Source organism: Myroides indicus, assembly GCF_004364575.1.
Taxonomy (GTDB): Bacteria; Bacteroidota; Bacteroidia; order Flavobacteriales; family Flavobacteriaceae; genus Flavobacterium; species Flavobacterium indicum_A.
In genome coordinates this window covers 1-25774 of the sequence record NZ_SOAG01000028.1, presented here as the reverse complement: position 1 = coordinate 25774, position 25774 = coordinate 1, and the positions used below count along the sequence as shown (strand labels likewise).

The window sequence follows — 25774 nt, the reverse complement described above, 5'->3', positions numbered from 1 at the left end:
TAATTATGAAAAAAATCGTTTTAGGGTTATCAGTTTTAGCACTAACAATGACTTCTTGTGGTACTAAACAAAAAATCGCTGATTTAGAAGCTAAAAATAAAGAAGTACAGGATTTGTTAAATACTTGTACAATCAAGTTAAATTCAGCTATTGCTGAAAGAAATTTACTTTCAGATCAAGTCAATGATTTAAAAAAGAATACTACTGATTTGATTAGTAATGTAGGCAATTTGACAATGCTTTCTTCTAAAGGGGCTGAAAACTTAGAAAAATCGTTAGAAAGTTTAAAAGAAAAAGATTTAAGAATTTCTCGTTTGCAAGACGCTCTAACTAAAAAGGATTCTGTGACTTTAGCACTAGTAAAAAGTGTGAAAAAAGAAGTTGGTTTTGATGATCCGGATATTGAGGTGAATGTTGAAAAAGGAGTAGTTTATATTTCTATTGCAGACAAATTATTATTTAAGACTGGTAGCTGGCAAGTAAATGATAAAGCTAAATCCGTTTTGGCAAAAGTTGCTAAAATCGCTAAAAGTAAACCAGATTTTGAACTTATGGTTGAAGGGCATACAGACAATGTACCTATTAAAACCAGTATGATGGAAGACAATTGGGATTTGAGTGTTAAACGTGCTACTTCAATTGTAAGAGTCTTACAAAATGATTTAGGGTTAGATCCTAAACAATTAGTAGCTGCCGGGCGTGGAGAATACCAACCATTAGTTGACAATGATTCCGCTGAAAATAAAGCAAGAAATAGAAGAACAAGAATTATATTGATGCCTAAAATTGACCAATTTTATGACATGATAGAAAAGGAAATGAAAGAAATGGCTAAACAACAATAAACTTTCTATTACTTTAACTAATAAAAAGGTTTTAAAAATTTACTTCCCTAATCCTGATTTAATTAATCAGGATTTTTTTTATTTTTTGTTGTACATTTGTATTCCAAAAAGGAAATGGTGTTCTTCCTTATCCAAACCGCTTTAACAAAGCTGATGACGCCTGATTTATTATAGTATATAAAATTAATCAGGAATAATTATGCTCAAAAAAAATCATACTTTTTTAAAAAAACTCCTCCTAGAAGTTACTTTACTATTCCAAAAATTTCCAGCCTTACTTTATATTTTCAAATGGTTAATTATTTGTTTGATTATAGGAATATGTGTCGGAACAGCATCAGCAGGGTTTCTTTTATCTTTACAATGGGCTACTGACTTTAGGGAAAATCATTTGTGGATTATCGCTCTATTGCCTATGGGTGGACTAGTCGTCGGAATAATATATTTATACTATGGACAAGAAGTAGAAGCCGGAAACAATCTTTTAATAGACAACGTACACAATCCACAAAAAAAAATTCCCTTTAGAATGGCTCCTTTTGTATATTTAGGAACTATTGTGACTCATCTTTTTGGAGGGTCTGCCGGACGCGAAGGCACAGCTTTACAGATGGCTGGTGCTATTGCTGACCAATTTACAGCAATTTTTAAATTAAATACAGAAGAGCGAAAAGTTCTTTTAATACTTGCTATTGCCTCGGGATTTGGTTCTGTATTCGGAACCCCTTTAGCCGGAGCTGTTTTTGGATTAGAAGTATATTTAATAGGAAAAATAAAATATAATGCTCTTTTTCCTGCATTTATCGCTTCTATTTTAGCCGACTGGACTACTACTAATTTATATGGAGTAACTCACATACATTATTCAATAGATATTGTCCCTTCTCTTAATGTTTTAACAATAATTTATAGTACCATTGCTGGAGTTCTTTTTGGAATATGTGCTGCAGTTTTTAGTAAGGGACTACAATTGACAGGTATTTTTTTTAAAGACAATATCATCTACCCTCCATTTCGTCCTTTTGTTGGAGGCATCATTGTAGCCTTAGCTGTTTTTAGTATAGGAACTACTAAATATATTGGATTGGGAATCCCTTATATTGTGGAATCTTTTGAAAAGCAGTCTTACTTTTATGAATTTGCTATAAAAATGCTTTTTACTATTATTACGCTTTCTACCGGGTTTAAAGGAGGTGAAGTTACTCCTTTATTTTATATAGGTGCAACTTTAGGCAGTGCAGCCTCTTTATTTTTGCCGTTACCAACGGGGTTACTTGCAGGTATGGGTTTCGTAGCCGTATTCGCAGGAGCCACCAATACCCCTTTAGCCTGTATATTAATGGGCATTGAATTATTCGGTATAGAATCAGGAATATATATAGCAATAGCTTGTATTACTGCTTATTTATTTTCAGGTCATAACAGCATTTATTCCAAACAAAGAATTGGGGTAAGAAAACATACTCAACCCAATAAATACTACAGAAAAAGAATTTCTGATATAAAAAAATTAAATGTATTAAAAAAACAAACAAACTAAAACATAGATATCACGTATTCAAACAATTAAATATAAAAAAATATAGCAATAAAAACTCACAAAAATCAAAATCTTTACTACCTTTGCCCAAAAATTAAGCCTTTGTAGAGAATAAAGAGCTTGCTTTAAAAAGTGTTCTGATCTATTAATGGCATATAACAAATAAACTGTAACTTTAATAATAAACTAATCGAAAATCTCTGCCTTAAATTTTTAAATTTATGTTCCACAAAAAATTTTTAAATCGATTTACTTTTGGACAATTAACATTAGCTTTAATCGTCTTATATTTATTATATTCCGTATTATCTTTTATTCTTTATCATTCAACAGCCAGCATTGTTAACTTATTTATTTCCGGGTTCTTAGCTATTTTAGCTTTAATTGATATTAATCAGACTAAGCATACTATTCGAAAAAATTATCCTTTATTTGCTCGTTTCAGATATATTTTCGAAGAAATCCGCCCTGAAATGCGCCAATATTTTTGGGAAGGTGAATTAGATGGGAAACCTTTCAATAGAAGAGAAAGGTCTATTGTCTATCAAAGAGCTAAAAATGAAAAACAGACGGTTTCTTTTGGTATGCAAGATGACCCTAACCGAATTGGGTATGAATGGGCTTCTCACTCAGTATATCCGAAACAAGTAACAGATACTAATTTCAGAACACTAATCGGAAGCGATTTGTGTTCTCAGCCATATAACGCCAGTATTTATAACATCAGTGCTATGAGTTATGGGGCCTTGAGCAAGCGAGCTATAACATCTTTAAACGAAGGTGCTAAAATCGGAGGTTTTGCTCATAATACCGGTGAAGGAGGAATTAGCCAATACCACCGTTCCGGAGGGGATTTGATTTGGCAGATTGGAACTGGATATTTTGGCTGTCGAGATGAAAAAGGTTTTTTTAGTGACAAATTATTTGAAGAACGTTCAAATTACCCTGAGGTAAAAATGATTGAATTAAAGTTATCTCAAGGTGCTAAACCGGGACATGGAGGGTTGTTACCTGCTGAAAAGAATACACCTGAAATTGCTAAAATAAGAAGTATTACACCACATACTACTGTACATTCTCCCTCAGGACATACTGCTTTTTCTAATCCTTTAGAATTAATTCATTTTTTGGCAAAATTGCGAAAACTATCTAATGGAAAACCTATTGGCTTTAAAATTTGTATTGGTAGAAAAGATGAATTTTTAGACATTATAAAAGCTATAGTAGATACAAATATATATCCTGACTTTATTACGATTGACGGTGCAGAAGGAGGGACAGGAGCAGCTCCATTAGAATTCATTGACTATATGGGGATGGCATTAAATGATGCCTTAGTGTATGCTAATAAAACTTTGATAGAAAACGGACTGAGAAATAAAATAAAGATTATGGCCTCTGGACGAATCATTTCAGCCTTTGATATAGCGAAAGCAATGGCTTTGGGAGCTGATGCATGCTATAGTGCTCGCGGAATGATGTTTGCTCTAGGTTGCATTCAGGCGTTACAATGTGATAGCGGGCATTGTCCAGTAGGTATTGCCACTCAAGATGAGAGTCTTTACAAAGGTTTAGATGTCACTGATAAGAGAAAACGAGTTGCCAGTTTTCACATGAATACCATGAAGGCATTGGGTGAATTTATCAGTGCTTGCGGGTATGAAAAACCTAGTCAAATTGATCCTAAAACATTTCATAAGAGAGTTGATCATGGCGTCAATAAAAGCTTTCAAGAAATGTATTTTGGAGAGCTAGATACCAGAAAGGCAAAAGCATAACCTAAAAATATATTCAAGATAAAGGATCGCATTTTGCGATCCTTTACTTATCTTTGCAATCTCAATTTATCATTTTTCAATTTGAATATAAAACCAAAACACTGGGTAACTCTGTTTATTCTTGCTCTTGTCTGGGGTTCTTCTTTTATTCTTATAAAAAGAGGTATTGAATACTTTACGCCTATACAGGTAGGCGCTCTGAGAATCGCCTTAGCGGGATTGTTTTTATTGCCTATTTCCGTTAAAAGTATTAAATCTCTGCCTAAAAAGAATTTTCATTGGCTGTTTTTAACTGCTATTGTAGGCAGTTTTATTCCAATGTTTTTATTCCCTATTGCAGAAGTTCATTTGGACAGTTCTATTGCGGGAATCTTTAATGCTCTTATGTCTATTTTCGTAATTGTATTAGGAGTGGTATTTTTTAAATATAAAACTCATTTTGGCGAAATTACAGGGGTAATCCTTTCTTTTATCGGAGTTATTCTCTTACTGCGTTCTTCTTCCGAAAACGGAGTGCATACATCCAATGAATGGGTTTACCATCTGATGTTAATTTGTGCTGCTTTAATGTATGCTTATAGCGGTTTATTAACTCAAAAATATATGGGGAATTTATCCTCTATTGTATGGACCGCTTTTATTGAATTAGTTTTATTAATTCCGGCTTTAATAGTACTAATCATTTCGGGCTTTTTTAAAACTATCTGGGAGCACCCCGAAGCTTTAAAAGGGATCGGTTTTGTGTTTATTTTAGCTCTTTTTGGAAGTGTGCTCGCAAATATATTTTATTATAAATTAATTCGAGAAACCAGTGCCAGCTTCGCCTCTTCAGTTTCACTTTTAATGCCTTTAGTTGCATTTTGTTGGGGGCTCTTGGATGGAGAAAATCTTGGTTTTATACAAATTACAGGAGGAATTTTAATAGTATTAGGATTATACTTCGGTAGAAAGGAAATTAATTTACCAAAACAAAAAACCAGAAAAAAATTGATCTAATAAATTCAAATAATTAGTAAATCTTCTATAATAAATCTCCTTTATTGCATTAATTATATTGACTTGATAAATTTATTCTACTACACCTATTTTTGAATTCTAATAAAAAGGTAAATTATCTAAATCTACATTACCTCCAGAAAGAATAATTCCAACTTTTTTATCTTCAAAAACAGGTCTTTCCTTAATTAATAGTGCTAACGCTACTGCACTGCTGGGTTCAACAATAATTTTCATGCGTTCCCAAATCAGGCGCATCGCACTGATTATTTCATTTTCCCGAACTCTTATAATTGCTTTTACACCTTGTTGGATAATAGGAAAGTTAATATCTCCCAATTGAGTTCGGAGACCATCAGCGATTGTATCTGTAGTTCTATTAGACTCTATTTTTCCGTTTTCTAATGAACGATAAGCATCATCTGCTTCAAAAGGTTCTCCTCCGTAAACTTCAATTTCTTTTTTACCAAAATGTTTAGCCGCTAATGCCGTTCCTGCAATCAACCCTCCTCCACCTATCGGAGTTATTAATACATCTAGTTCAGGCTCAGCTTCTAAAAATTCCTTGGCAGCAGTTGATTGTCCTACAATAACATTTATGTCATTGGAAGGATGGATAAAAGTTGCTCCTGTTTTATCTATTACCTGTTTACAGACTCTTTCTCTTGATTCTAAATTTGGCGCACAATTTATAATTTCACCTCCATAAACTATTACTGCATTGCGTTTAACTAACGGCGCATCGTCTGGCATTACAATATAACATTTTACATTTACAGAACAGCATGCTAATGCTAAAGCTTGTGCAAAATTACCTGATGAGTGTGTTACCACTCCTTTTCTTTTTTGTTCTTCTGATAACTTTAAAACAGCATTTGTTGCTCCTCTAATTTTAAAAGCCCCTGCGCGTTGAAAATTCTCACATTTAAAATATAAATCACTTCCTAGAAAGTTTTCTATATGTTTAGATTCGAGAATAGGCGTTTTGTGAATGTATGGCTTTATGGCTTCGTGACAGGCGGATAATTCTTTTTTCATAATAAAAGTAATATTTATAATCAAAAAACTCTCAGTTCAAAATTACTGAGAGTCTTTCATTTTTTTATTATAAATGATAAAATATTATTTTACATCCATCAATTCAACATCAAAAATTAAAGCTGCATTTGGTGGGATTACTCCTCCTGCGCCTCTTTCTCCATAGCCTAAATAAGCTGGAATAATAAATCTGGCTTTATCTCCTACTTTTAAAAGAGAAATTCCTTCATCCCATCCTTCTATAACATGACCTAGTCCTAACGGAAATTCAATCGGTTTTTTTCTTTTATAAGAGTTGTCAAACTCTGTTCCGTTTGCCAAAGCCCCTTTATAATGAACAGAAACTGTTTTTCCTTTTTCTGCTTTTTTGCCGTTTCCATTTACAATGAACTGATACCGCAAACCACTGTCTGTTTTTTCAAAACCTGCTGCCAGTTGCTCAATTGTCTCGTCTGCTTTTCTTTTTTCTTCTAACTCTCTTTTTGTTCTAGCTCCTTCAAATGTACGAAAAGCTTCGACAGCATTCCATTTTTGAGCTTCTTCACCTATTCTCAAAATTTCCACACCAACTATCTCATCTTCTTGTACTATCGCATCCACAACATCCTGTCCTTCTACAACATGTCCAAATACAGTGTGTTTTCCATCTAACCAAGGAGTAGGAACATGTGTAATAAAAAATTGAGAGCCGTTTGTTCCTGGTCCCGCATTTGCCATTGAAAGTACCCCTGGTTTGTCATGTTTTAATTCAGAATGAAATTCATCATCAAACTGATATCCCGGACCTCCAGTTCCAATTCCTAATGGACATCCTCCCTGGATCATAAAATCAGGAATTACTCTATGAAATTTTAATCCGTCATAATACGGTTTTCCCTGCGGACGCGCTGAATTCTCCAACTTACCTTCTGCCAGTGCAACAAAGTTACCAACCGTACCGGGAGTTTTATCCTCCGTGAGTTTTACAATTATTTCTCCTTTTGTAGTTTTAAATTTTGAGTAAATACCGTTTTCCATTATTTAATATTTTTATTAGTTTTTAATTGTATATTAACTATTACACAATTACTATTTATTCATTTTTTCGATTAAGCAGATAAATAATCATTGATAATACTGCTAAAGACATTCCACCTATACAAACTCCGCTCCACCCAAAATATTTCCACAAATATAGTCCAAAAGCCGAGCCAAAAGCTGTTCCCAGAAAACTAAATGACATATAGACAGTGTTTAACCTGTTTCTTGCTTCAGGAAGTAAAGAATAGATCCTGGTTTGATTGGATACATGTATGGTTTGCATCCCCAAATCTATCAGTATAATCCCTATTATTATGCCAACTATGGAAATTGAAGAAAAATAAAACACGACAAAGCTCGAAAATGTCATGACAATACCGTACAATATTAATTTTCTGGCTCCTCCAGCTCCTCCTATTTTTCCTACCAGTGGTGCAGCGAATGCACCACAAGCTCCTATTAGTCCAAATGCTCCTATTAATGCACTATTATACTCAAAAGGTTTATTGTGCAAAAGAAGAACCATTGTTGTCCAAAAGTTTCCAAACTGTGCAAACGCAAGACTAGTGATGATTGTTGCTTCTCGTAAAACAGTCTGCTCTTTAATCAATTTCCACATTGAAAAATATAATTCAATTACTGTTCCCTGAAAATTTGGTTTATTAGAAGGTAACCTAAATTGAATCATACAAACTAAAATTATACTAATTAAAGCAGCAATCCAAAACATTCCTCTCCACCCTAGCCACACACCTACAAAGCCACTAATAGTTCTTGAAAATAATATGCCTATCAACAGACCGCTAACTACAGTTCCTATTACTTTTCCTCTTTGCTCTTCAGACGATAAACCCGCAGCCATAGGCAAAACCAGCTGAGGAACAATGGAAGCTGCCCCTAAAACAAAACTCACAATCTGTAAAATAAAGAAGTTTTTTACACTAGCTGTCAGTATTAATGCCAGAATAGAGAAAATGGTAGTTATTGTAATTTGCTTTTTTCGCTCTAGTTTATCCCCTAAAGGAATCATTAAAAACATTCCGACAGCATATCCTGCTTGTGTCAGATACGTTAATGTGCCCGCTTCTGCTTCAGACACATTAAATTCTTCTGCTATTAATGGAATTAAAGGTTGACAATAATATAAATTGGCTACAATAATCCCCGTAATTGCAGCCATAAACATTACATTCGACTTAGATAAATTCATAAGTACAAATGTATGTTTTTTAATAGCTTTGCCCTTTTTAATTTTTAGTTAAAAAAAATAATACCTATTTCATTCTAAAATTGTTTTTTGTATACTATTGATATGGATTGTACATTTGCACAAAAATATTGATATTATGCGTATAGATATCATTACCGTTTTGCCAGAATTAATCAAAAGTCCTTTTGAAGCTTCTATTCTTAAAAGAGCTATTTCTAAAGGCTTAGTCGAAGTATATTTTCACAATCTCAGAGATTATAGTACTAATAGACATAAAAATATTGATGATTACCAGTTTGGAGGCGGTGCAGGAATGGTAATGAGCATAGAACCTATAGATCGATGTATATCTGCACTAAAAGCTGAACGAGAGTACGATGAAGTTATTTATATGACTCCCGACGGAGAAACACTTAATCAACAAATAGCTAATAGTATGTCGTTGCTTAAAAATGTTATCCTTTTATGCGGACATTACAAAGGAGTAGATCAAAGAGTACGCGATCATTTTGTTACTCGAGAAATTTCTATTGGCGATTATGTATTATCGGGAGGAGAATTAGGCGCTGCCATATTTTGTGATGCTGTAATCCGTCTAATTCCTGGTGTTTTAAGCAATGAAACCTCCGCGTTGACAGATAGTTTTCAAGATAACTTACTTGCTCCTCCTATTTATACACGACCTGCAGAATACAAAGGATGGAAAGTTCCGGATATTTTACTAAGCGGAAATTTTGCAAAAATTGACAAATGGCGCGAAGAAAAAGCTTATGAACACACAAAAAACAGACGCCCCGATTTGCTGGAAAAGTAAGTTTGTTTGCATCTTATCCATTAATTTCCCATCAAAAATTATTAAAATTTAAAAATCATAAGTTTTATTAATTAACTCATTCCAGTACTTTTGCGCCAAAGCTTTGAAATAAGGAGTTTCATCTTCATAATTTAGATAAGACTCTGAAGTTATCTGATTTTTTTCATAGTGGTAGAGGAATACATATAACTCCTTTTTAATTCTTGTTTTTGAAAACAAACCTAAAATTCCTTTTATTTCCTCCTCAGTTTCTATTAAATCATATCTGATAGTTGTATTTTCTTTTGGCAGATATAAATCTATAATAGAATCAAACCTATTTTCTTTATTATCAATTTCATAATTTGTTTTGTGCCGTCCAACAATTTTTATAAACACATCATCATCTATCCACGTTTCTACCGCTATAAAGCTTTCTCCTACAATTTTACGAATTATTTTTTCTAATAGAATTTCATTTTTGCCACTTCTGTCTTCTATATTAAAATGTTTTTCTATTTTTGGTCTAATAGCTATAAATTCCAGTAATCTATTAAATGCTATACTTTCTTCTGCGGACAAATTATATTCTCGAGGAATTTCTTCTATTGTGTGTTTATACTTCTCATTCGAACCATAATGCTCTCTTAAAAAGTCAAAATACTTTTTTGCCTGCTCTCTACTCTTTAATCCATGATAAGACCAAGCCAAGCTAAACCAATAGTTTATTTTTGAAACATCTTCATTTAAATCAAAATATTTACTGTTTGAAAAAAAATCTTCTGTTAACTCTATTGATTTTCTAAAATCTTTTTTCTGGTACCTTATATACGTAAAGTATTCAGCAGCTGCATAAATCATCTCACCTATCACTTCTTCATCTTCAATATTTTTTGATTCAAAATCAGCTTTAAATTTCCGATAAAATTCTTCTGCTTCTTCATACCGATCTGCATTTGTCATATTTTTTAGCAATCGGGACTGAACAATCATCCAAGATATTGAAAACTCTTCATAATAAGTAAGCAATTCCTTTCCAAAATATTCTACTTCATCATAATTTTCCATCAATTCTGCCATCCGCATTCCACTTTCCATATTTTCCCAGAAAGGAGAATATAAATAACCTCTTTTGTGTAATTCTAAAGCATATTTACACTCATCTGTATTATATTTTTCATCTGACAAGAGAGCAACATTTCGAATCGCAATTCCTAAGTTATTACACAACATTGCATATCCATGTGGATTATTACATATTTTGTTGCCTATTCCATTTTCGAAATAATTTTCAATTACAGGAATAGTTTTTAATCCAATTTCCTTGGCTTCTTTATAATATTGTAAGGATAATTCAAGCTCTCCATCATCTTTTAATTCACCTGCTTTTTCTAAAAATCGTGTAGTTAATATATACCCATTAAAACTATCACATTCAATAAGGTACTTGTTAGAAGATATATTTATATTAAATTTTATAGCCAATTCAAAGAAAGTAAAATATAGCGGCGTTTTTATCGCTTTAATTTTACTAAAGTACTTTTGTAAAAGCTCAAAGGCTTTTTTGCTGTTTTTATCAACAAGCAGATAATGCTGTATTTTCATTCGCAAGGCTGCTACATTTTCAGGATTGCTTTGTAATTCATTATCTATTAATTCTAAATATTTTAACCCAAACTCCTTGGCATTTTTATATCCCATTTCATTTGGAAAATCAATACCTATCAAATACATCAGTTTTATTAAACTCCATTTGTTTTCCAATTTTCCGGACTCAAATAACTGTTGTATCTGTTTTGCATATGAAACAGAATATTCATTGCCATGAAAAACATAAAATGATTCTAAAAATAAAAGAGCATCTTCATAATTTTCTTGCTCCAGAAAAAAAACACCTCCCTGGTAAGTTGTATAGTAATGATCAGGAGAGTGCTCAAATGAAAGTTTATAAAATTTACCAGCGGTTTCAGTTTCTCCCAACTCTTTATATAAAAGTGCCATTAAATGATAGGTTTCTCCAAACTCTCTGTCTTTTAACCCATAATCATCTTCAATAAGGGAGATCTCGATGAGTTTATCATGCAATATTTCCACAGATTTTTCCTGAAGTTCCAATTTATTCTGATAACACCACGCCAGCCAGTCATAAGCTCCTAAAACGGCTTTTTTATTATCCGGTAGTTTTTCTATTATCTCCTGTGCTGTTGACATCATTACCGAAACATCTTCAAAATAGGGACCGTTATAAATTTTTATTTTCCAGAATAAAGCATCTATTTGTGTCGGATCTTCTTTTAAAACTTCCTCTATTAATTCTAAAATACGTTCTGAGACAGACTGATTTTTATGATAAACCTCTACTTTTTCTTCTTCTTTTAAACTTTCTGTTTCTTCATTAAATTTTAACTCATTATATAACGACTTGATTTCATTTATTTTAATATCTGCTTGACTCATATAGCTTTCTTTTCCTAACCCTATTACGTTGTGCTAAATATAGTGTAAATCTAAGAACACAACAAAAATAGCCTATTCGTAATTTATTAAATTCATTGAGTATTTTCTTTAAATTTATTCCTGAAACCCTATCTCTTATCTCAAAAATTATGAAAACAAAATTAAATAAGACCAATTTACACCCCAATCCTTTTGTGACCAAAAACTATGACTTATTTTTACACAAACAAAATATAAGATGAATATCAGATTAATTGCTATTGGAAAAACAGACCACAAAAGTTTACATTCTCTTATTGAGGAATATGTCAAGCGCCTTTCATTTTATATAAAATTTGATATGGAAATTATTCCCGATATCAAAAATGCCAAAAATCTATCGGAAATTCAGCAAAAACAAAAAGAAGGAGAATTAATTTTATCAAAAATAAGTTCAAGCGATTTTTTAATTCTTTTAGATGAAAATGGTAAAAGCTATAACAGTATTGAATTTGCTGAAGTCATACAGAAACATATGAACTCTGGCATTAAAACACTTGTTTTCGTTATCGGTGGACCTTATGGATTTTCCGAATCTGTCTATCAAAACGCAAAAGGGAAAATATCACTTTCAAAAATGACATTTTCCCATCAAATAATTCGTTTATTTTTTACCGAACAACTCTATCGCGCATTTACTATCTTAAGAAATGAGCCTTATCACCATCAATAAATATAATCAATTTTAACAAATTTATCTGCTATTTTGTTTTCGACCAAAAAAATACGCATTTGCAGGTATTGTTCAAAATCTAATGTTTTGCTAAAACCTAAACTTATATTTTCTTGATCCTGAATATGTTGAATCAGATCTTCTTTTTTTATCAATTTTCCTTCATAAAAGAAATCATTGGAACCATTTACATATAAAAGCAGTTCGGGACTTTTTGGTCTTTCAAAACTGTATTCTATATTTTTGAATGGGAAAAAAGCCAGGCTTTTATGCAAAGTATCAGCATAACTAAAAAAAACGCCTTTTTCATCATTGTGCATATTTTCTTCTGTATATTTATGACTCTTAATTCGCTGAACCTCTTCCAATACCTCCTTCACATTCAAATCGCGTTGAACAGAAAAAATATAATTTGTTCCCGCTATTCTGTTGGCTTCGTTCAAATGCATTTTACCCTCTTCTTCTTCAAAATAAATAGGCGAATGATCGTCGACACCTTCTTCTACAGTAAAAGAAGCTCTTGTAATCTGCATTTGCTTATTACTGCAAGCTACCAATAATAACACACTTGAAACTAAAAATAAAATCTTCTTCATATAGCTAATTGTTTTAATATTTCTCTCGTCTGCACCGCCTCTTTAACATCGTGAACCCTAAGTATATTAGCTCCTTTTTGTAAAGCTACTGTATTTAAAACCGTAGTTCCGTTTAAAGCTTGCTCAGGAGTGGTATTCAAAAGATTATAAAGCATCGATTTCCTTGATATTCCTACTAAAACAGGTAGGTCAAAAACATCTAAAAGCTCCATTTTGCTCATCAATTCATAATTTTGAGACAGTGTTTTGGCAAATCCAAAACCGGGATCCAGTATAATATCATTTATTTTCGCGTGACGTGCAACTGTAATTCGTTCTGAAAAATACTTCCGTACCTCTAACAAAATATCTTCATAGTCTGTCATAGACTGCATTGTTTTGGGATTTCCCCTCATGTGCATCATAATATAGGGTACTTGCAGATCAGCAACTGTAGCAATCATTTCTTGATCCAGTACCCCCGCTGATATATCATTAATAATTGCTGCTCCTGCTTCAACAGATACTTTCGCTACACCAGCTCTAAAAGTATCTATGGATAAATACAGGTTCGGAAATGTGTGCAATAAAAGTTCTATTACCGGAATAATTCGGAAAATTTCCTCTTCTTCACTAAAGAACTCAGCACTTGGTTTAGTCGAATACGCACCTAAATCAATAAAATCTGCTCCTTCGTTCAGCATTTTTTCTGCCTGATTAAGAATTTCCTTATCCGTTTTATATTTTCCTCCATCATAAAAAGAATTAGGGGTAATATTTAGTATTCCCATGATTTTAGGACTTGATAAATCAACTAATTCACCTTTACAATTTATTGTCATATTAAATTAAATACTCTCTTTTCTGACATTCATAAAAAATATTTCTGGCTCAAAAATACATATTTCTTTTTCACAGGTTTTTTAAATTGTTATTTTTGAAGAAATATTACGCAAATATAATTCAAAATGGACATTACTTCTACTCAATTCGATCAGATTATTGCTGTTTGTAGAGATTTATATCAGAAAAAAATGCAGGACTACGGATGTGCATGGCGCATTCTTCGCCTTCCTTCTCTGACCGATCAAATATATATTAAAGCGTCTCGAATTCGAAGTATTCAGGAAAATGAAGTAAGAAAAGTAGATGAAGGAGAGGTTCCGGAGTTTATCGGCATTGTCAATTATTGCGTAATGGCTTTAATCAACTTGCAAAAAGGAGTCGCTACACAACCTGATTTATTCGGAAAAGAAGCTTTAGAATTATATGATCAACAAATAAGCGAAGCCAAAACACTGATGGAAAATAAAAATCACGACTATGGTGAAGCCTGGCGTGACTTAAGAGTCAGCTCTTTAACCGATTTAATTTTACAAAAGTTGCTTAGAGTAAAACAAATTGAAGACAATAAGGGTAAAACTTTGGTTTCCGAGGGAATTGCTGCTAATTATCTCGACATGATTAATTATGCTGTTTTTGCTCTGATTCATCTTAATCTTTCAAATCCAATTCAACAACCATAATACATCTATATATGAAATTCATTGCACAATTATCAAGATTTTTTGTAGGTATTCTCTTTATCATTTCAGGGTTGATAAAATTAAACGACCCGATGGGGTTTTCATTTAAATTAGAAGAATATTTTTCAGAGGGAGTTTTAAATCTTCCGTTCCTTTTTCCGTACGCTTTAAGTATCGCCGTCATTTTGGTTATTGCAGAAGTATTATTAGGCGTTGCTCTATTGACAGGATTTAAAAGAAAATTGACTTTAGTTCTATTGTTTTTAATGATTGTCTTTTTTACTTTTCTCACCTTCTATTCGGCTTACTTTAATAAAGTAACAGATTGCGGCTGTTTTGGGGATGCGATCCCTCTAACTCCATGGGGGTCATTCACTAAAGACATTGTTCTTTTAGTATTAATTCTCATCATTATTAAATACAAACAAATCATTACACCTGTTTTCAATAAAAAAACCAATTCATCTATTATATTAGTCACCCTTATTTTGTGTGGTTTTATGGGATATTGGGTTTTAAATCACCTACCTTTAAAAGATTTTAGAGCTTATAAAGTAGGTACCAATATTGTGGAAGGAATATCAATCCCGGATGATGCTCCAAAAGCTGAATATCAAATCACTTTTTTCTATGAAATAAACGGTAAAGAACAAAAATTTTCAGATAAAGAATTAGGAAATTTACCCGAAGGTGCCAAGTTTATTCGCAGAGAAGATAAATTAATTTCAGAAGGTTATCAGCCTCCTATCCACGACTTGACAATGGACAAAGATGGTGAAAACTATTTAGACGAAATGATGGCTGAACCTAAATTAGTCTTACTTATTTCCTACGATTTGGATCGTGCAGACGATAAAGGATTAGCTTCTTTAAAAGATTTTGCTAACAAAGCACTTGTAAAAGGATATAAAGTAATTGGATTAACAGCATCTTCTGAAGAAAAAATAGAAGGAACAATCCAAAAATTTCAATTGCCCTTTGAATACTATACTTGTGACGGAACAACTTTAAAAACAATTGAAAGAGCAAATCCAAGTATTGTAGTAGTAGAAAGCGGTGTTATTGTAGAAAAGAAACACTGGAAAGATAGTGATTTGGTGCACCTAAAATAAATCTTTGTACTTTGCTTAGTTATCTGCTAAAAAAAATATTATATGCTTTTTTCACCCTCTTTGGAGTGGTTACTGTTGTTTTTTTTCTTTTTAATGTCCTTCCTGGTGATCCCGCACGAATGATGTTAGATCAAAATGAAAATTCAGAACAGTTACTGGCAATCAAGAAAAAGTATGGTTTTGACAAACCTTTAAGTAAGCAATATCTTTTATATCTCAACGATTTATCCCCTGTTTCACTCCACAGTAATCAGACAGGGGATTACACTTTTAACATCAACAATAAATATTCCGGACAAGCTGTTTTTACTACTAAAAACACAACTTTAATGCTGAAGATGCCATACCTGAGAGAGAGTTTTCAAAAAAACGGAAAAAAAGTGACTGCTATTATTGCAGAAACTTTGCCTAATACCATATTTCTAGCTTGTTTAGCTATTGCAATAGCCTTGCTTACAGGAGTTATCTTAGGTATCATTTCAGCTGTTTTTCACAATTCATGGATTGATAAATTCATTGCACTCATCAGTACATTCGGCATGAGTATTCCCTCTTTTTTCAGTGCCATTTTATTTGCATGGATTTTTGGTTTTGTCTTACATCGCTATACAGGACTTCCTATGAACGGAAGTTTATATGAAATAGATGATTTAGGCAATGGCAAGCATTTAGCTTTAATCAATTGTATACTGCCTTCCATAGTACTAGGCATAAGACCTTTAGCAGTTGTAACACAACTCATGCGAAACACTCTATTAGAAGTTTTAAGTCAAGATTATATCCGGACAGCAAAAGCTAAAGGGTTATCAACTTCAAAAATCATTTACAAACACGCCATCAAAAACTCCCTTAATCCTGTGGTAACAGCTCTTTCAGGATGGTTTGCTTCTATGCTCGCCGGGGCTGTTTTTGTAGAATATATCTTTGGTTGGAATGGTTTGGGAAAAGAAATTGTTGATGCTTTAAATAATTTAGACTTACCTGTTATTATGGGTGCTGTATTAATTATCGCAACTTCTTTTATTATCATTACAATTTTAGTAGATTTGATATATGCATATTTAGATCCCCGAGTTAAAATTAATTAAAAGCCTGAAAAATGAAAAAAATCAGTTTAATAACAGGATTAATTGCCTTTACGTTGTTTTCTTGTAATCAGAAAGCAAAACAAAAAGACAATCTTATTGAGGAAGAACAACAAGTAGAAAATAAAACAGAGCTACTTCAAGATAAGATACATTTTTCCGAAGAAGTTTTAATGCAAGAATTTATTAGTTTAGACAATAAATCAATAAATATGCAGCAAATTTTGGATATAAATAGAGGAAATGTTGTGGTTATCGACATTTGGGCAAGTTGGTGTAAAGATTGTATAAAAGCTTTTGAAACTACACGTCAAATCCAGCAAGATTTTCCTGAGGTGACTTTTGTATATATCTCTGCCGATAAAACAGAACAATCGTGGAAAGAGGGAATCGGGAAGTTTAATTTAAACGGACAGCATTACTACATTCCAAACGGAGAAGGAATGAAAGGAAGCTTCGGAAAATCCATTGATTTGAAATGGATTCCGAGATATATTGTTATCGACAAGGATACAAAAGTTGCCTTATACGACGCAACCGAAAAAAACTTTGATGACATCAGAGTTCTATTGCAAAAATTACAATAATTAAAAATATGAGAAACACTATTGTTGCAGGAAACTGGAAAATGCACAAAACGCTTCCCGAAACACATTCACTTTTAGATGAATTAATAGAAAAACTACCTACAGGAAAACAAACTGAAATAATTGTAGCTCCCGCATTTACCAACTTATCAAATGCCGTTGCTCATTTAGAAGGAACCAATATACAGGTTGCAGCCCAAAATATGCATCAAGCAGAAGGAGGTGCGTTTACAGGAGAAATTTCTGCTCAAATGCTGCTAAGCATAGGCGTAAATACTGTAATTTTAGGACATTCTGAAAGAAGACATTATTTTCAAGAAACTGATGCTTTACTTGCCGATAAAGTAAATACAGCATTAAAGCATGATATGAGAGTGATTTTCTGCATTGGAGAAGAATTAAAAGACCGCCAAAACAAACAATATTTAAATGTGATATTTAATCAGCTAACCGACGGGTTATTTCATTTGACCAAAGAGCAATGGAAGCATATCGTAATTGCTTACGAACCTGTTTGGGCAATTGGTACAGGAGAGACCGCTACTCCGAAACAAGCGCAAGAAATTCACGCTTTTATCCGTCAGGAGATCGATAGAAAATATGATAAAAACTTAGCCAACAGTACTTCTATTTTATATGGAGGAAGTGTAAAGCCCAATAATGCAAAAGAAATATTTTCTCAACCAGATGTTGATGGCGGATTAATTGGAGGAGCAGCTTTAAGTGCAGATGATTTTTCTGCAATTGTAAACGCAATTTAATTTTTTTAATTAGCAAATACTAAAAATAAACTCCTGATTGATAAGTCAATCAGGAGTTTTATTTTTAAATCATTGACTTTAGTTATTTATATTTATTAAAACATGATACCCTATCTGAAGTACCTATTTGAATATTCATCAATGTACGCTAGTTTTAGAAAAAACATTAATTACTACAACTCCTGCAATAATCAATGCCATGCCAATAATAGATGCTAAATCTGGAGTTTGTTTGTATAATACAATGGCTACAAGCGTTACCAATACAATACCTATTCCAGACCAAATAGCATAAGCTACACCTACAGGAATTGTTTTTAAGGTCAGGCTCAATAAATAAAATGCTGAAGCGTAAGCAACAATTGTCAAAATACTCGGAGTTAATTTGCTAAACTGTTCCGAAGCCTTTAATGCACTTGTTCCAATTACTTCACAAAATATAGCTGCCAATAAAAATAAAGAGTTTTTCATTATCAAATAAATTAGCGTTATCCATTACAAAAGTAAGTAAAGATAGATTTTAGTCTTTTGATATATATCAAATTTTTCGGATCCTGCTTAGGGTTTCTTGGGTAATCCCCAAGTAAGAAGCAATATTTCCCAACGGAATCCGCTTCACTGCTTCTGGATAATCTCTCAACAATTTATGGTAGCGCTCTGCTGCCGACATAGTTTGCAATTGATAGGCTCTTTCTTCCAATAACAAACAGTAATCCTCTGTAAATCTCCTTCCGATAATATTAAATTCAGGAAAATCTTTGTATAATCTCAATAATTTTTCATTGGGTAAAGCATGAACGGTACAATCTTCCAGACATTCAATATATTCAAGAGACGGGCGGCTTTTGTACATTTGATAGGTTGAACCCAAAATTGTATTTTCAAACCCAAACCAAATATCTATCTGTTTGTTTTTTTGTTCATAATAGCCACGTACCAATCCTTTTTCCAAAACAAATAAACTTCCGGCAATTTGCCCTTTTCTAAGTAAAAAATCCCCTTTCTTTTTATGATAGATTTGAATGTATTTTTCTATTGCCTCTCTACAGATGGGAGAAACATAACCATACTGCTCAAATAACCTGATAATAACACTCATTTCAACATTTTTTATTAGTTAATAAGCTTCTAATATGCACAAAATTAAGTTTTTTTAAACAAAACTCATTGGTTACAAAATAGTTATTTTACATATTTATATACTAAATATCCGCTCTTTCAAAAAGACAACTCTATCATTGCAACAACATTGCAAAGAAAAAAAAGCGTTGCTCTTTACTCATAATTTATTTTATATTTGTCACATGAAATTACGACGAAACATATTCCATCTAATTTTATCGATCTTGTTCATTACAATATCGATATATCCTTGTGCAGATAAATATGTTTCTGATATTGCAGTTAATCAGACTACTTCCTATCAAACGGTTATTCAACAAGATAATCATAACATACAGTCAGATTTCTGTTCACCTTTATGTATATGCGGTTGCTGTTCAGCCTCTTTAACTATTATTGCTTTTACTGAAATTTTTTCCAATATAACTATCCATACTGAAAATAAAGAATATTCCTATTTATCTCCTTCTTTATCAGGTATCAACCATTCTATCTGGCAGCCTCCAAAAATAGTATAGTTTTTTATTCTTTATAAAAACTTGTCTGAATTGTATTCAGATTTCATTCTATTTTTAAAATTATACTACAACTATGCTAGATAAAATCATACGTTTTAGTATTCATAACAAGTTTTTAATCGGAGTTTTTATCTTAGCTTTAATCAGTTGGGGTACCTATTCCCTTTTTAACCTTCCTATGGATACACAGCCTGATATTACCAATAATCAGGTACAAATTATTACAAGCTCACCAACACTTGCCACACAAGAAGTAGAGCAATTCATCACTTATCCCATTGAACAAGCGGTCAAACCAATTCCAAATATTACAGAACTTCGTTCTATCAGTCGCTTTGGGCTTAGTGTGATAACCGTTGTTTTTACCGAACAAACGGATATTTATTGGGCAAGAACGCAAATAGCCGAAAAACTGAGAGAAGCTGAAGAAATTATTCCAAAAAACATCGGAACTCCGGAACTAGCTCCATTGAGTACCGGATTGGGTGAAATTTATCAATATATCATTTTTCCAAAAGAAGGTTATGAAGATCAGTACAGCAGTATGGAACTTAGAACCATTCAGGATTGGATAGTTAAGCCTCAGTTAATAGGTATCAAAGGTGTAGCCGAAGTCAATACACTGGGCGGTGTTTTAAAACAATACGAAATTGCCGTCCAACCCGATCGGTTAAAAAGTATGGATACGTCTATTATCGAAATTTTTGACGCCTTAGAAGCCAATAATGAAAATACAGGAGGAGCATATATAGACAAAAAGCCTTATGCATATTTTATCCGAAGTATAGGGATGATTCAAAGTTTAGAAGACATTGAAAAAATCGTTGTTAAAAAAGTAAATGATACGCCTATATTAATCAGAGATGTTGCCGATGTAAGAATAGGTAGCAGCATCCGGTACGGAGCAGTTACCAAAGACGGAAAAGGAGAAGACGTAGGCGGAATGGTGATGATGCTTAAAGGGGCAAATACGCAAGAAGTAATCAAACTTGTAAAAGAAAGAGTTGAACAAATTGAAAAAACACTTCCCGAAGGAATTGCCATCGAACCTTTTATAGACAGAACCAAACTGATAGACAAAACCGTAAGTACAATCCAAACCAATCTTATTGAAGGAGCCTTAATCGTTGTTTTTGTATTGGTGTTATTACTGGGAAACTGGCGTGCCGGATTAATTGTTGCTTCAGTTATTCCTTTATCGCTTTTATTTGCTGTATCCATGATGAAAATATTTGGTATCAGCGGTAATCTGATGAGTTTAGGTGCGATTGACTTTGGGTTAATTGTTGACGGTGCTGTTATCATTGTAGAAGCTATTGTACATCGATTGCACACCGGAAAGAAAAGGAAGCTTTCTCAAGCCCAGATGAATGGAGAGGTATTTCAGGCAGCATCAAAAATCAGAACCAGTGCTTCATTTGGAGAAATCATCATCCTCATTGTTTATCTTCCAATATTGGCTTTGACCGGTATAGAAGGTAAAATGTTTGGACCAATGGCAATGACTGTTTCCTTTGCAATTTTAGGAGCATTTATTCTATCTCTAACTTACGTTCCTATGGTTTCTTCTTTATTTTTAAGTAAAAAAGGAGGAAAAACTAAACCTAATATCAGCGATAAAATTATTGATAAGATATACCAATGGTATAAACCTGTTTTAGAGAAAGCATTTGTGTTTAAACGCTTAGTTTTAAGTTTTGCTTTCGGGTTATTGGCTTTGGCACTATTTGTATTTGGAAAGTTGGGAGGTGAATTTATTCCTACGCTTGATGAAGGAGATTTAGCAACGCACGTTATTATTTCATCGGGTAGTTCGCTTTCTCAGGAAATAGAAACGACAACTAAAGCCGAAAAAATATTAAAAGAGCGTTTTCCGGAAGTAAAAATGGTGATTTCCAAAATTGGAAGTGCCGAAATTCCGACCGATCCAATGCCGATGGAAGCTGCGGATGTAATTATTATTTTAAAAGATAAAAAAGAATGGGTTTCTGCTAAAACAAAAGAAGAGTTGATTCAAAAAATGGAAGCTGCCCTCAACGAAATTCCCGGTATTACGACTGAGTTTTCTCAGCCGATACAGATGCGTTTTAACGAGTTGATGACCGGAGTGAGGAGCGATGTAGCCATTAAGGTTTTTGGTGATGACCTTGACAGATTGGCATCTATTGGCGATGAAATTAACGAGCTTATTTCTGATATTTCCGGAGTTACGGATACCAAACTTGAGCGCGTTTCGGGCTTGCCACAAATTTCAATTCGGTACAACAAAGATAAACTCGCTTTGTATGGGCTCAACATTGGCGAAATCAATCGGATTGTTAGAACAAGTTTTGCCGGAGAAGTTGCTGGAAAGGTATATGAGGGCGAAAAAAGATTTGACTTGGTCGTTCGGATGGATGAAGATTACCGTCAAAATATAGACAATCTGAAAAATGTTTTTATCAGTCTACCCGAAGGCATCCAAATTCCATTACAACAAGTTGCCGAAATAGACTATGAAGACGGTCCGCAACAAATTAGCCGTGAAGATGGAAAAAGAAGAATTGTGCTTGGTTTTAACGTGCGTGAACGAGACGTTAAAAACGTGGTAAACGATATTCAGGAACGGTTAAACGACAAATTGGATTTACCCAACGGATATTACATCACGTATGGCGGACAATTTGAAAACCTGGTAGATGCATCAAACCGATTGATGATTGCCGTTCCTATCGCCTTGGGATTGATATTTGTTTTGCTATATTTTACCTTTAAATCCGTTAAGCAATCCCTAATGATTTTTACCGCTATTCCTCTTTCAGCTATCGGCGGGATTATGGCTTTGTGGTTAAGAGGAATGCCTTTCAGCATTTCTGCAGGAGTAGGCTTTATTGCTTTGTTTGGCGTTGCTGTACTCAACGGAATCGTGTTAATCGGGCAATTTAATCACCTGAAAGAAGAAGGAATGGAGCTATACGAACGGATTATCGAAGGAACAAAAATTAGATTGCGTCCTGTTTTATTGACAGCCTCTGTAGCTTCGCTGGGCTTTTTGCCAATGGCTTTGAGTACGAGTGCCGGAGCCGAAGTGCAAAAACCTCTGGCAACGGTTGTAATTGGCGGATTGATTTCGGCAACGATATTGACACTCCTTATTTTGCCACTTATTTATTATTATGAAGAAAAAGGATTTAAAATAAAAATGAAAAAAACAATAACTGTTTTACTTCTTATCTCCGGATTTTGGGTACAAGCTCAACCTACCGAAATCAAAAAAATTTCACTGGAACAAGCCCTTGAAATAGCTTTGCAAAACAACAAAGCCGTGCAAGCCTCGGACTTAGGTGTAAAAAGCAAAGAACAAATGATTAAAACAAGTGTTGATATTCCTAAAACCGAAATTAACACAGGGTTTGGTCATTTAAACAGTAAGGATCAAACGGATGTCAGTTTAAATATATCGCAATCATTCAGTCCGTTTTCATACGCTTCTAAAAAAAGAGTTTTGAAAAAAGAGTTTGAAACATCTGTTATTCAGAATCAAGGCGTAAGGTTAGAAATAGAATTTGCAGTCCGTCAGGCTTGGGAAAATGTTTTATATGCTATTTCCAAAAAAGAATTGTTGAGTGAGCAAGCCTTATTGCTAAAAGACTTTTCAAAATCGGCGCGTTTGAGATACGAAACAGGTGAAACAACACTAATGGAAAGCAATGTGGCAATAGCAAAAGAACAGGAATTAAACGTCTTAATAACACAGAATGAAACCAACTTATTTAACGAAAAATCAAGATTAAAGGCATTATTAAACTTGGATGGAGATTTTGAACCCATTGAAAATAAAATTGAATATGACAAACATGATCCTTTGGAAGATTTTGATTTAAACCAGAGTATTTCTTTGCAATTGGCAGAAAAAAATATAGAAACCCAAGAAGCATATAGAAAAAAGGAAAGAGCACTTCTTTTTCCCGATTTCACTTTAGGGTATACTGCAGAATCACAATCCGGAATATTTGAAAACAATGGAAGAATTATCAATTATGGAAAAGACCTTCGATTGTCGAGCTATTCTGTAGGAATTTCTATTCCAGTTTTTTTCGGCAATCAAAGTGCGAAGCTAAAAGCGATGAAGTATGAAACAGAACAAGCTAAAATTGAAAGAGATTACAAGATAAAACAATTGAAAGAAAACATTCAGCAGCAAATTGAAATTATCAAAGCACAAGAAAGCGTAATTGATTATTATCTTGACAATGCCTTGAAAAATGCGACTATTATCAAAGAACACGCAAACAAGTCATACAATAATGGAGATATTTCTTACATTGAATATATTCAATCCATGGAAACTGCTTTGTCCATTCAAATTAACTATCTGGATGCAGTATTGCAATATAATTTAAGCCACAGTAGTCTTCACTTTTTAGTTAACCAATAAATTAATAAACATGAAAAAATATATTGTCATATTGTTAAGCGGAAGCTTGTTTTTAACTGCTTGTAAAAAACAGCCCGATTCATCAGAAAATTCAAAAAACACTACCATTGGACTCACTCAAAATGAATCTTCCAATAAAGAAGTTGAGCTTTCCTTTGCGCAATATAAAGCAGCAAATATTGTGTTAGGAAATATGGAAAAGAAAAACTTGACCGAAGTTGTTAAGGTAAATGGAAAGACAGAGCTTCCTCCCCAGAATCAGGCAGAAGTAAACTCTTTTTTAAGTGGAACCATCACGCAAATTTTAGTCAATTTGGGAGATAAAGTAACTAAAGGACAAGTTATTGCAGCTATAGATAGTCCTGAATTTATCCGATTACAGGAAGAATATCAGGTCTCAAAAAGCAACTTGGAATATTTACAGCCTGAATTTGAAAGACAGCAGACGTTACGCTCCGAAAATGTAAATTCAGAAAAAACTTTTCAAAAAGTAAAGTCCGATCTAAACATTGAAAAATCCAGATACCAATCATTAAGTAACCAACTGAAATTACTCAATGCCATTCCGGGCCAATTTTCTCAATCGCTCAAAATCATTTCTCCCATCACTGGAAATATTTCAGCTATTCCGGTTAAAATAGGAACAAGTATTACTCCTGGGCAATCACTATTTTCCATTGTAGATAATTCTCAAATACATTTGGATTTAATGATATATGAAAAAGATTTGCCTTATGTACACATAGGACAAAAAGTTTCGTTCAATTTGACCAATATCAACCAAACTGAGATAACAGCTACTATATTCAGTATCGGAAAATCTTTTATTGAAGGAGGTAAAACCGTTGCCGCTCATGCGGCTATCGACAATGTTTCCGATAATTTAATTCCTGGTTTATATGTTAATGCTCTTATTCAAACAGGGCAGCACGAGGTAGATGCTTTACCTTCTGATGCGATTGTTAAGGCGGAAGGAAGAGAATTCATTTTTATTACATATGCAAAATCGGAAAATAACACTGTAGATCAACACTTCGATTTTGAAAGAATTGAAATTAAATCAGGAGTAACTGAATTAGGTTATACTGAAATTACTTTACTTCAGTCCCTTCCCAAGGATTACCAGATTGTATTACAAGGAGCTTATTACATTCAAAGTCATTTGATAAAGTCTGAAGGAGGAAATGATCATAATCACTAAATACAAAAAATCCCCTTCACATTATGTGAAGGGGATTTTCAAAAGAAGGGCAGCGACATACTCTCCCACCTTGCGGCAGTACCATCTGCGCTGGCGGGCTTAACTGCTCTGTTCGAAATGGAAAGAGGTGGACCCCGCCGCAATAACCACCCTGATTCGGCAGCTACTACTAAAAGTAACTTATATGGTTAACTATACTGAAAAAACACGCGGCAACAAAAAAATAAAACTCAGAGATAGAATAACCTTATCCCAAATAGAAAGACGCCCTCTCCCCATCCCTGAGACAGGGAGAGTGCACATAAGCGTACGGGCTATTAGTACTACTCGACTGTGACATTACTGCCTCTACATCTGTAGCCTATCAACGTTGTCATCTTCAACGGCCCTTTAAAGAAATCTAATCTTGTGGTGGGTTTCGCACTTATATGCTTTCAGCGCTTATCCCTGCCCAACGTAGCTACTCTGCGATGCCCCTGGC

General features: G+C 33.5%; 22 protein-coding genes, 2 rRNA genes and 1 riboswitch. Of the genes, 14 read left to right on the top strand and 10 right to left on the bottom strand.

Features of this window, described 5'->3' with window-relative positions:
* Positions 1–5: 5 nt before the first annotated feature.
* The 4 genes from C8P70_RS11355 to C8P70_RS11340 all read left to right on the top strand — a co-directional run bounded on the left by C8P70_RS11355 (position 6) and on the right by C8P70_RS11340 (position 5159).
* Complete coding sequence (locus C8P70_RS11355; protein ID WP_133713438.1) at positions 6–845, top strand: OmpA/MotB family protein; 840 nt, start codon at positions 6–8, stop codon at positions 843–845.
* Positions 846–946: 101 nt separating this feature from the next.
* Positions 947–1015: riboswitch (Fluoride riboswitch) on the top strand.
* Between the two features lie 29 nt (positions 1016–1044).
* Entirely contained in the window at positions 1045–2385 is a 1341-nt protein-coding gene (locus tag C8P70_RS11350; RefSeq protein ID WP_133713437.1) for a voltage-gated chloride channel family protein, read from the top strand.
* A 221-nt stretch (positions 2386–2606) separates the two neighbouring features.
* Complete coding sequence (locus tag C8P70_RS11345) at positions 2607–4163, top strand: FMN-binding glutamate synthase family protein (RefSeq protein ID WP_133713436.1); 1557 nt, start codon at positions 2607–2609, stop codon at positions 4161–4163.
* A gap of 81 nt (positions 4164–4244) precedes the next feature.
* Positions 4245–5159 carry a DMT family transporter gene (locus C8P70_RS11340; RefSeq protein ID WP_133713435.1) on the top strand — a complete coding sequence of 305 codons (915 nt, stop codon included), beginning with the start codon at positions 4245–4247 and terminating at the stop codon, positions 5157–5159.
* Between the two features lie 99 nt (positions 5160–5258).
* Here the strand turns inward: C8P70_RS11340 and C8P70_RS11335 are convergent, their stop codons facing one another.
* From C8P70_RS11335 to C8P70_RS11325, 3 genes are all read right to left on the bottom strand, one after another.
* Positions 5259–6197 carry a pyridoxal-phosphate dependent enzyme gene (locus C8P70_RS11335; protein WP_133713434.1) on the bottom strand — a complete coding sequence of 313 codons (939 nt, stop codon included), beginning with the start codon at positions 6195–6197 and terminating at the stop codon, positions 5259–5261.
* An 84-nt stretch (positions 6198–6281) separates the two neighbouring features.
* Positions 6282–7214, bottom strand: coding sequence for a peptidylprolyl isomerase (locus C8P70_RS11330; protein WP_133713433.1), 933 nt, complete (start codon positions 7212–7214; stop codon positions 6282–6284).
* 55 nt (positions 7215–7269) lie between these two features.
* Positions 7270–8427: an MFS transporter gene (locus tag C8P70_RS11325; protein ID WP_133713432.1), complete on the bottom strand. Its 1158-nt coding sequence runs from the start codon at positions 8425–8427 to the stop codon at positions 7270–7272.
* 136 nt (positions 8428–8563) lie between these two features.
* Between C8P70_RS11325 and trmD the strand changes: the two genes are divergently transcribed.
* Positions 8564–9241: a tRNA (guanosine(37)-N1)-methyltransferase TrmD gene (gene trmD, locus C8P70_RS11320; RefSeq protein WP_133713431.1), complete on the top strand. Its 678-nt coding sequence runs from the start codon at positions 8564–8566 to the stop codon at positions 9239–9241.
* A gap of 48 nt (positions 9242–9289) precedes the next feature.
* On the opposite strand, the gene C8P70_RS11315 is transcribed toward trmD, so the two are convergent.
* Positions 9290–11677 carry a hypothetical protein gene (locus C8P70_RS11315; protein ID WP_133713430.1) on the bottom strand — a complete coding sequence of 796 codons (2388 nt, stop codon included), beginning with the start codon at positions 11675–11677 and terminating at the stop codon, positions 9290–9292.
* A gap of 238 nt (positions 11678–11915) precedes the next feature.
* Between C8P70_RS11315 and rlmH the strand changes: the two genes are divergently transcribed.
* Positions 11916–12389 carry a 23S rRNA (pseudouridine(1915)-N(3))-methyltransferase RlmH gene (gene rlmH, locus C8P70_RS11310; RefSeq protein WP_133713429.1) on the top strand — a complete coding sequence of 158 codons (474 nt, stop codon included), beginning with the start codon at positions 11916–11918 and terminating at the stop codon, positions 12387–12389.
* On the opposite strand, the gene C8P70_RS11305 is transcribed toward rlmH, so the two are convergent.
* Positions 12383–12985 carry a hypothetical protein gene (locus tag C8P70_RS11305; RefSeq protein ID WP_133713428.1) on the bottom strand — a complete coding sequence of 201 codons (603 nt, stop codon included), beginning with the start codon at positions 12983–12985 and terminating at the stop codon, positions 12383–12385. The genes rlmH and C8P70_RS11305 overlap by 7 nt on opposite strands.
* Positions 12982–13806 carry a dihydropteroate synthase gene (folP, locus tag C8P70_RS11300; protein WP_133713427.1) on the bottom strand — a complete coding sequence of 275 codons (825 nt, stop codon included), beginning with the start codon at positions 13804–13806 and terminating at the stop codon, positions 12982–12984. Before folP ends, C8P70_RS11305 begins: the two co-directional genes overlap by 4 nt.
* A gap of 126 nt (positions 13807–13932) precedes the next feature.
* On the opposite strand from folP, the gene C8P70_RS11295 reads away from it, so the two are divergent.
* From C8P70_RS11295 to tpiA, 5 genes are read left to right on the top strand one after another with little or no spacing between them, the layout of a single operon-like run.
* Positions 13933–14490: a DUF1599 domain-containing protein gene (locus tag C8P70_RS11295; protein WP_133713426.1), complete on the top strand. Its 558-nt coding sequence runs from the start codon at positions 13933–13935 to the stop codon at positions 14488–14490.
* A gap of 11 nt (positions 14491–14501) precedes the next feature.
* A complete protein-coding gene (locus C8P70_RS11290) occupies positions 14502–15602 on the top strand; it encodes a BT_3928 family protein (RefSeq protein ID WP_133713425.1) in 1101 nt (366 codons plus the stop codon).
* An 11-nt stretch (positions 15603–15613) separates the two neighbouring features.
* Positions 15614–16690 carry an ABC transporter permease gene (locus C8P70_RS11285; protein WP_133713424.1) on the top strand — a complete coding sequence of 359 codons (1077 nt, stop codon included), beginning with the start codon at positions 15614–15616 and terminating at the stop codon, positions 16688–16690.
* 11 nt (positions 16691–16701) lie between these two features.
* The gene (locus tag C8P70_RS11280) at positions 16702–17274 is read left to right on the top strand and encodes a TlpA family protein disulfide reductase (protein WP_133713423.1); all 573 of its coding nucleotides are present in this window, start codon (positions 16702–16704) and stop codon (positions 17272–17274) included.
* Positions 17275–17282: 8 nt separating this feature from the next.
* Positions 17283–18035, top strand: a complete 753-nt coding sequence (gene tpiA / locus C8P70_RS11275; protein WP_133713422.1) for a triose-phosphate isomerase — start codon at positions 17283–17285, stop codon at positions 18033–18035.
* A 138-nt stretch (positions 18036–18173) separates the two neighbouring features.
* On the opposite strand, the gene C8P70_RS11270 is transcribed toward tpiA, so the two are convergent.
* Positions 18174–18506: a DMT family transporter gene (locus C8P70_RS11270; protein WP_133713421.1), complete on the bottom strand. Its 333-nt coding sequence runs from the start codon at positions 18504–18506 to the stop codon at positions 18174–18176.
* 67 nt (positions 18507–18573) lie between these two features.
* The gene (locus tag C8P70_RS11265) at positions 18574–19134 is read right to left on the bottom strand and encodes a Crp/Fnr family transcriptional regulator (RefSeq protein WP_133713420.1); all 561 of its coding nucleotides are present in this window, start codon (positions 19132–19134) and stop codon (positions 18574–18576) included.
* A 205-nt stretch (positions 19135–19339) separates the two neighbouring features.
* Between C8P70_RS11265 and C8P70_RS11260 the strand changes: the two genes are divergently transcribed.
* The 3 genes from C8P70_RS11260 (at position 19340) to C8P70_RS11250 (ending at position 25293) form a co-directional block, all read left to right on the top strand.
* Positions 19340–19675 (top strand): DUF6660 family protein, encoded by a 336-nt coding sequence (locus tag C8P70_RS11260; protein ID WP_133713419.1) that lies wholly within the window; start codon positions 19340–19342, stop codon positions 19673–19675.
* A 73-nt stretch (positions 19676–19748) separates the two neighbouring features.
* Positions 19749–24092: a CusA/CzcA family heavy metal efflux RND transporter gene (locus tag C8P70_RS11255; RefSeq protein WP_133713418.1), complete on the top strand. Its 4344-nt coding sequence runs from the start codon at positions 19749–19751 to the stop codon at positions 24090–24092.
* 10 nt (positions 24093–24102) lie between these two features.
* Positions 24103–25293, top strand: a complete 1191-nt coding sequence (locus C8P70_RS11250) for an efflux RND transporter periplasmic adaptor subunit (protein WP_133713417.1) — start codon at positions 24103–24105, stop codon at positions 25291–25293.
* A 44-nt stretch (positions 25294–25337) separates the two neighbouring features.
* On the opposite strand, the gene rrf is transcribed toward C8P70_RS11250, so the two are convergent.
* Together rrf and C8P70_RS11240 are read right to left on the bottom strand one after the other, a co-directional pair.
* Positions 25338–25447 (bottom strand): 5S ribosomal RNA (gene rrf / locus C8P70_RS11245).
* A 142-nt stretch (positions 25448–25589) separates the two neighbouring features.
* Positions 25590–25774 (bottom strand): 23S ribosomal RNA (locus C8P70_RS11240); the annotation flags it as partial.

Excerpts from the sequence above, each read along its gene's own strand:
- C8P70_RS11290 (WP_133713425.1), top strand. The coding sequence starts at position 14,502 with ATGAAATTCATTGCACAATTATCAAGATTTTTTGTAGGTATTCTCTTT.
- folP (WP_133713427.1), bottom strand. The coding sequence starts at position 13,806 with ATGACAATAAATTGTAAAGGTGAATTAGTTGATTTATCAAGTCCTAAA.
- C8P70_RS11345 (WP_133713436.1), top strand. The coding sequence starts at position 2,607 with ATGTTCCACAAAAAATTTTTAAATCGATTTACTTTTGGACAATTAACA.
- C8P70_RS11330 (WP_133713433.1), bottom strand. The coding sequence starts at position 7,214 with ATGGAAAACGGTATTTACTCAAAATTTAAAACTACAAAAGGAGAAATA.
- rlmH (WP_133713429.1), top strand. The coding sequence starts at position 11,916 with ATGAATATCAGATTAATTGCTATTGGAAAAACAGACCACAAAAGTTTA.
- C8P70_RS11255 (WP_133713418.1), top strand. The coding sequence starts at position 19,749 with ATGCTAGATAAAATCATACGTTTTAGTATTCATAACAAGTTTTTAATC.
- C8P70_RS11325 (WP_133713432.1), bottom strand. The coding sequence starts at position 8,427 with ATGAATTTATCTAAGTCGAATGTAATGTTTATGGCTGCAATTACGGGG.
- C8P70_RS11315 (WP_133713430.1), bottom strand. The coding sequence starts at position 11,677 with ATGAGTCAAGCAGATATTAAAATAAATGAAATCAAGTCGTTATATAAT.
- trmD (WP_133713431.1), top strand. The coding sequence starts at position 8,564 with ATGCGTATAGATATCATTACCGTTTTGCCAGAATTAATCAAAAGTCCT.
- C8P70_RS11265 (WP_133713420.1), bottom strand. The coding sequence starts at position 19,134 with ATGAGTGTTATTATCAGGTTATTTGAGCAGTATGGTTATGTTTCTCCC.
- C8P70_RS11280 (WP_133713423.1), top strand. The coding sequence starts at position 16,702 with ATGAAAAAAATCAGTTTAATAACAGGATTAATTGCCTTTACGTTGTTT.
- tpiA (WP_133713422.1), top strand. The coding sequence starts at position 17,283 with ATGAGAAACACTATTGTTGCAGGAAACTGGAAAATGCACAAAACGCTT.
- C8P70_RS11295 (WP_133713426.1), top strand. The coding sequence starts at position 13,933 with ATGGACATTACTTCTACTCAATTCGATCAGATTATTGCTGTTTGTAGA.
- C8P70_RS11335 (WP_133713434.1), bottom strand. The coding sequence starts at position 6,197 with ATGAAAAAAGAATTATCCGCCTGTCACGAAGCCATAAAGCCATACATT.
- C8P70_RS11305 (WP_133713428.1), bottom strand. The coding sequence starts at position 12,985 with ATGAAGAAGATTTTATTTTTAGTTTCAAGTGTGTTATTATTGGTAGCT.
- C8P70_RS11355 (WP_133713438.1), top strand. The coding sequence starts at position 6 with ATGAAAAAAATCGTTTTAGGGTTATCAGTTTTAGCACTAACAATGACT.
- C8P70_RS11250 (WP_133713417.1), top strand. The coding sequence starts at position 24,103 with ATGAAAAAATATATTGTCATATTGTTAAGCGGAAGCTTGTTTTTAACT.
- C8P70_RS11260 (WP_133713419.1), top strand. The coding sequence starts at position 19,340 with ATGAAATTACGACGAAACATATTCCATCTAATTTTATCGATCTTGTTC.
- C8P70_RS11350 (WP_133713437.1), top strand. The coding sequence starts at position 1,045 with ATGCTCAAAAAAAATCATACTTTTTTAAAAAAACTCCTCCTAGAAGTT.
- C8P70_RS11270 (WP_133713421.1), bottom strand. The coding sequence starts at position 18,506 with ATGAAAAACTCTTTATTTTTATTGGCAGCTATATTTTGTGAAGTAATT.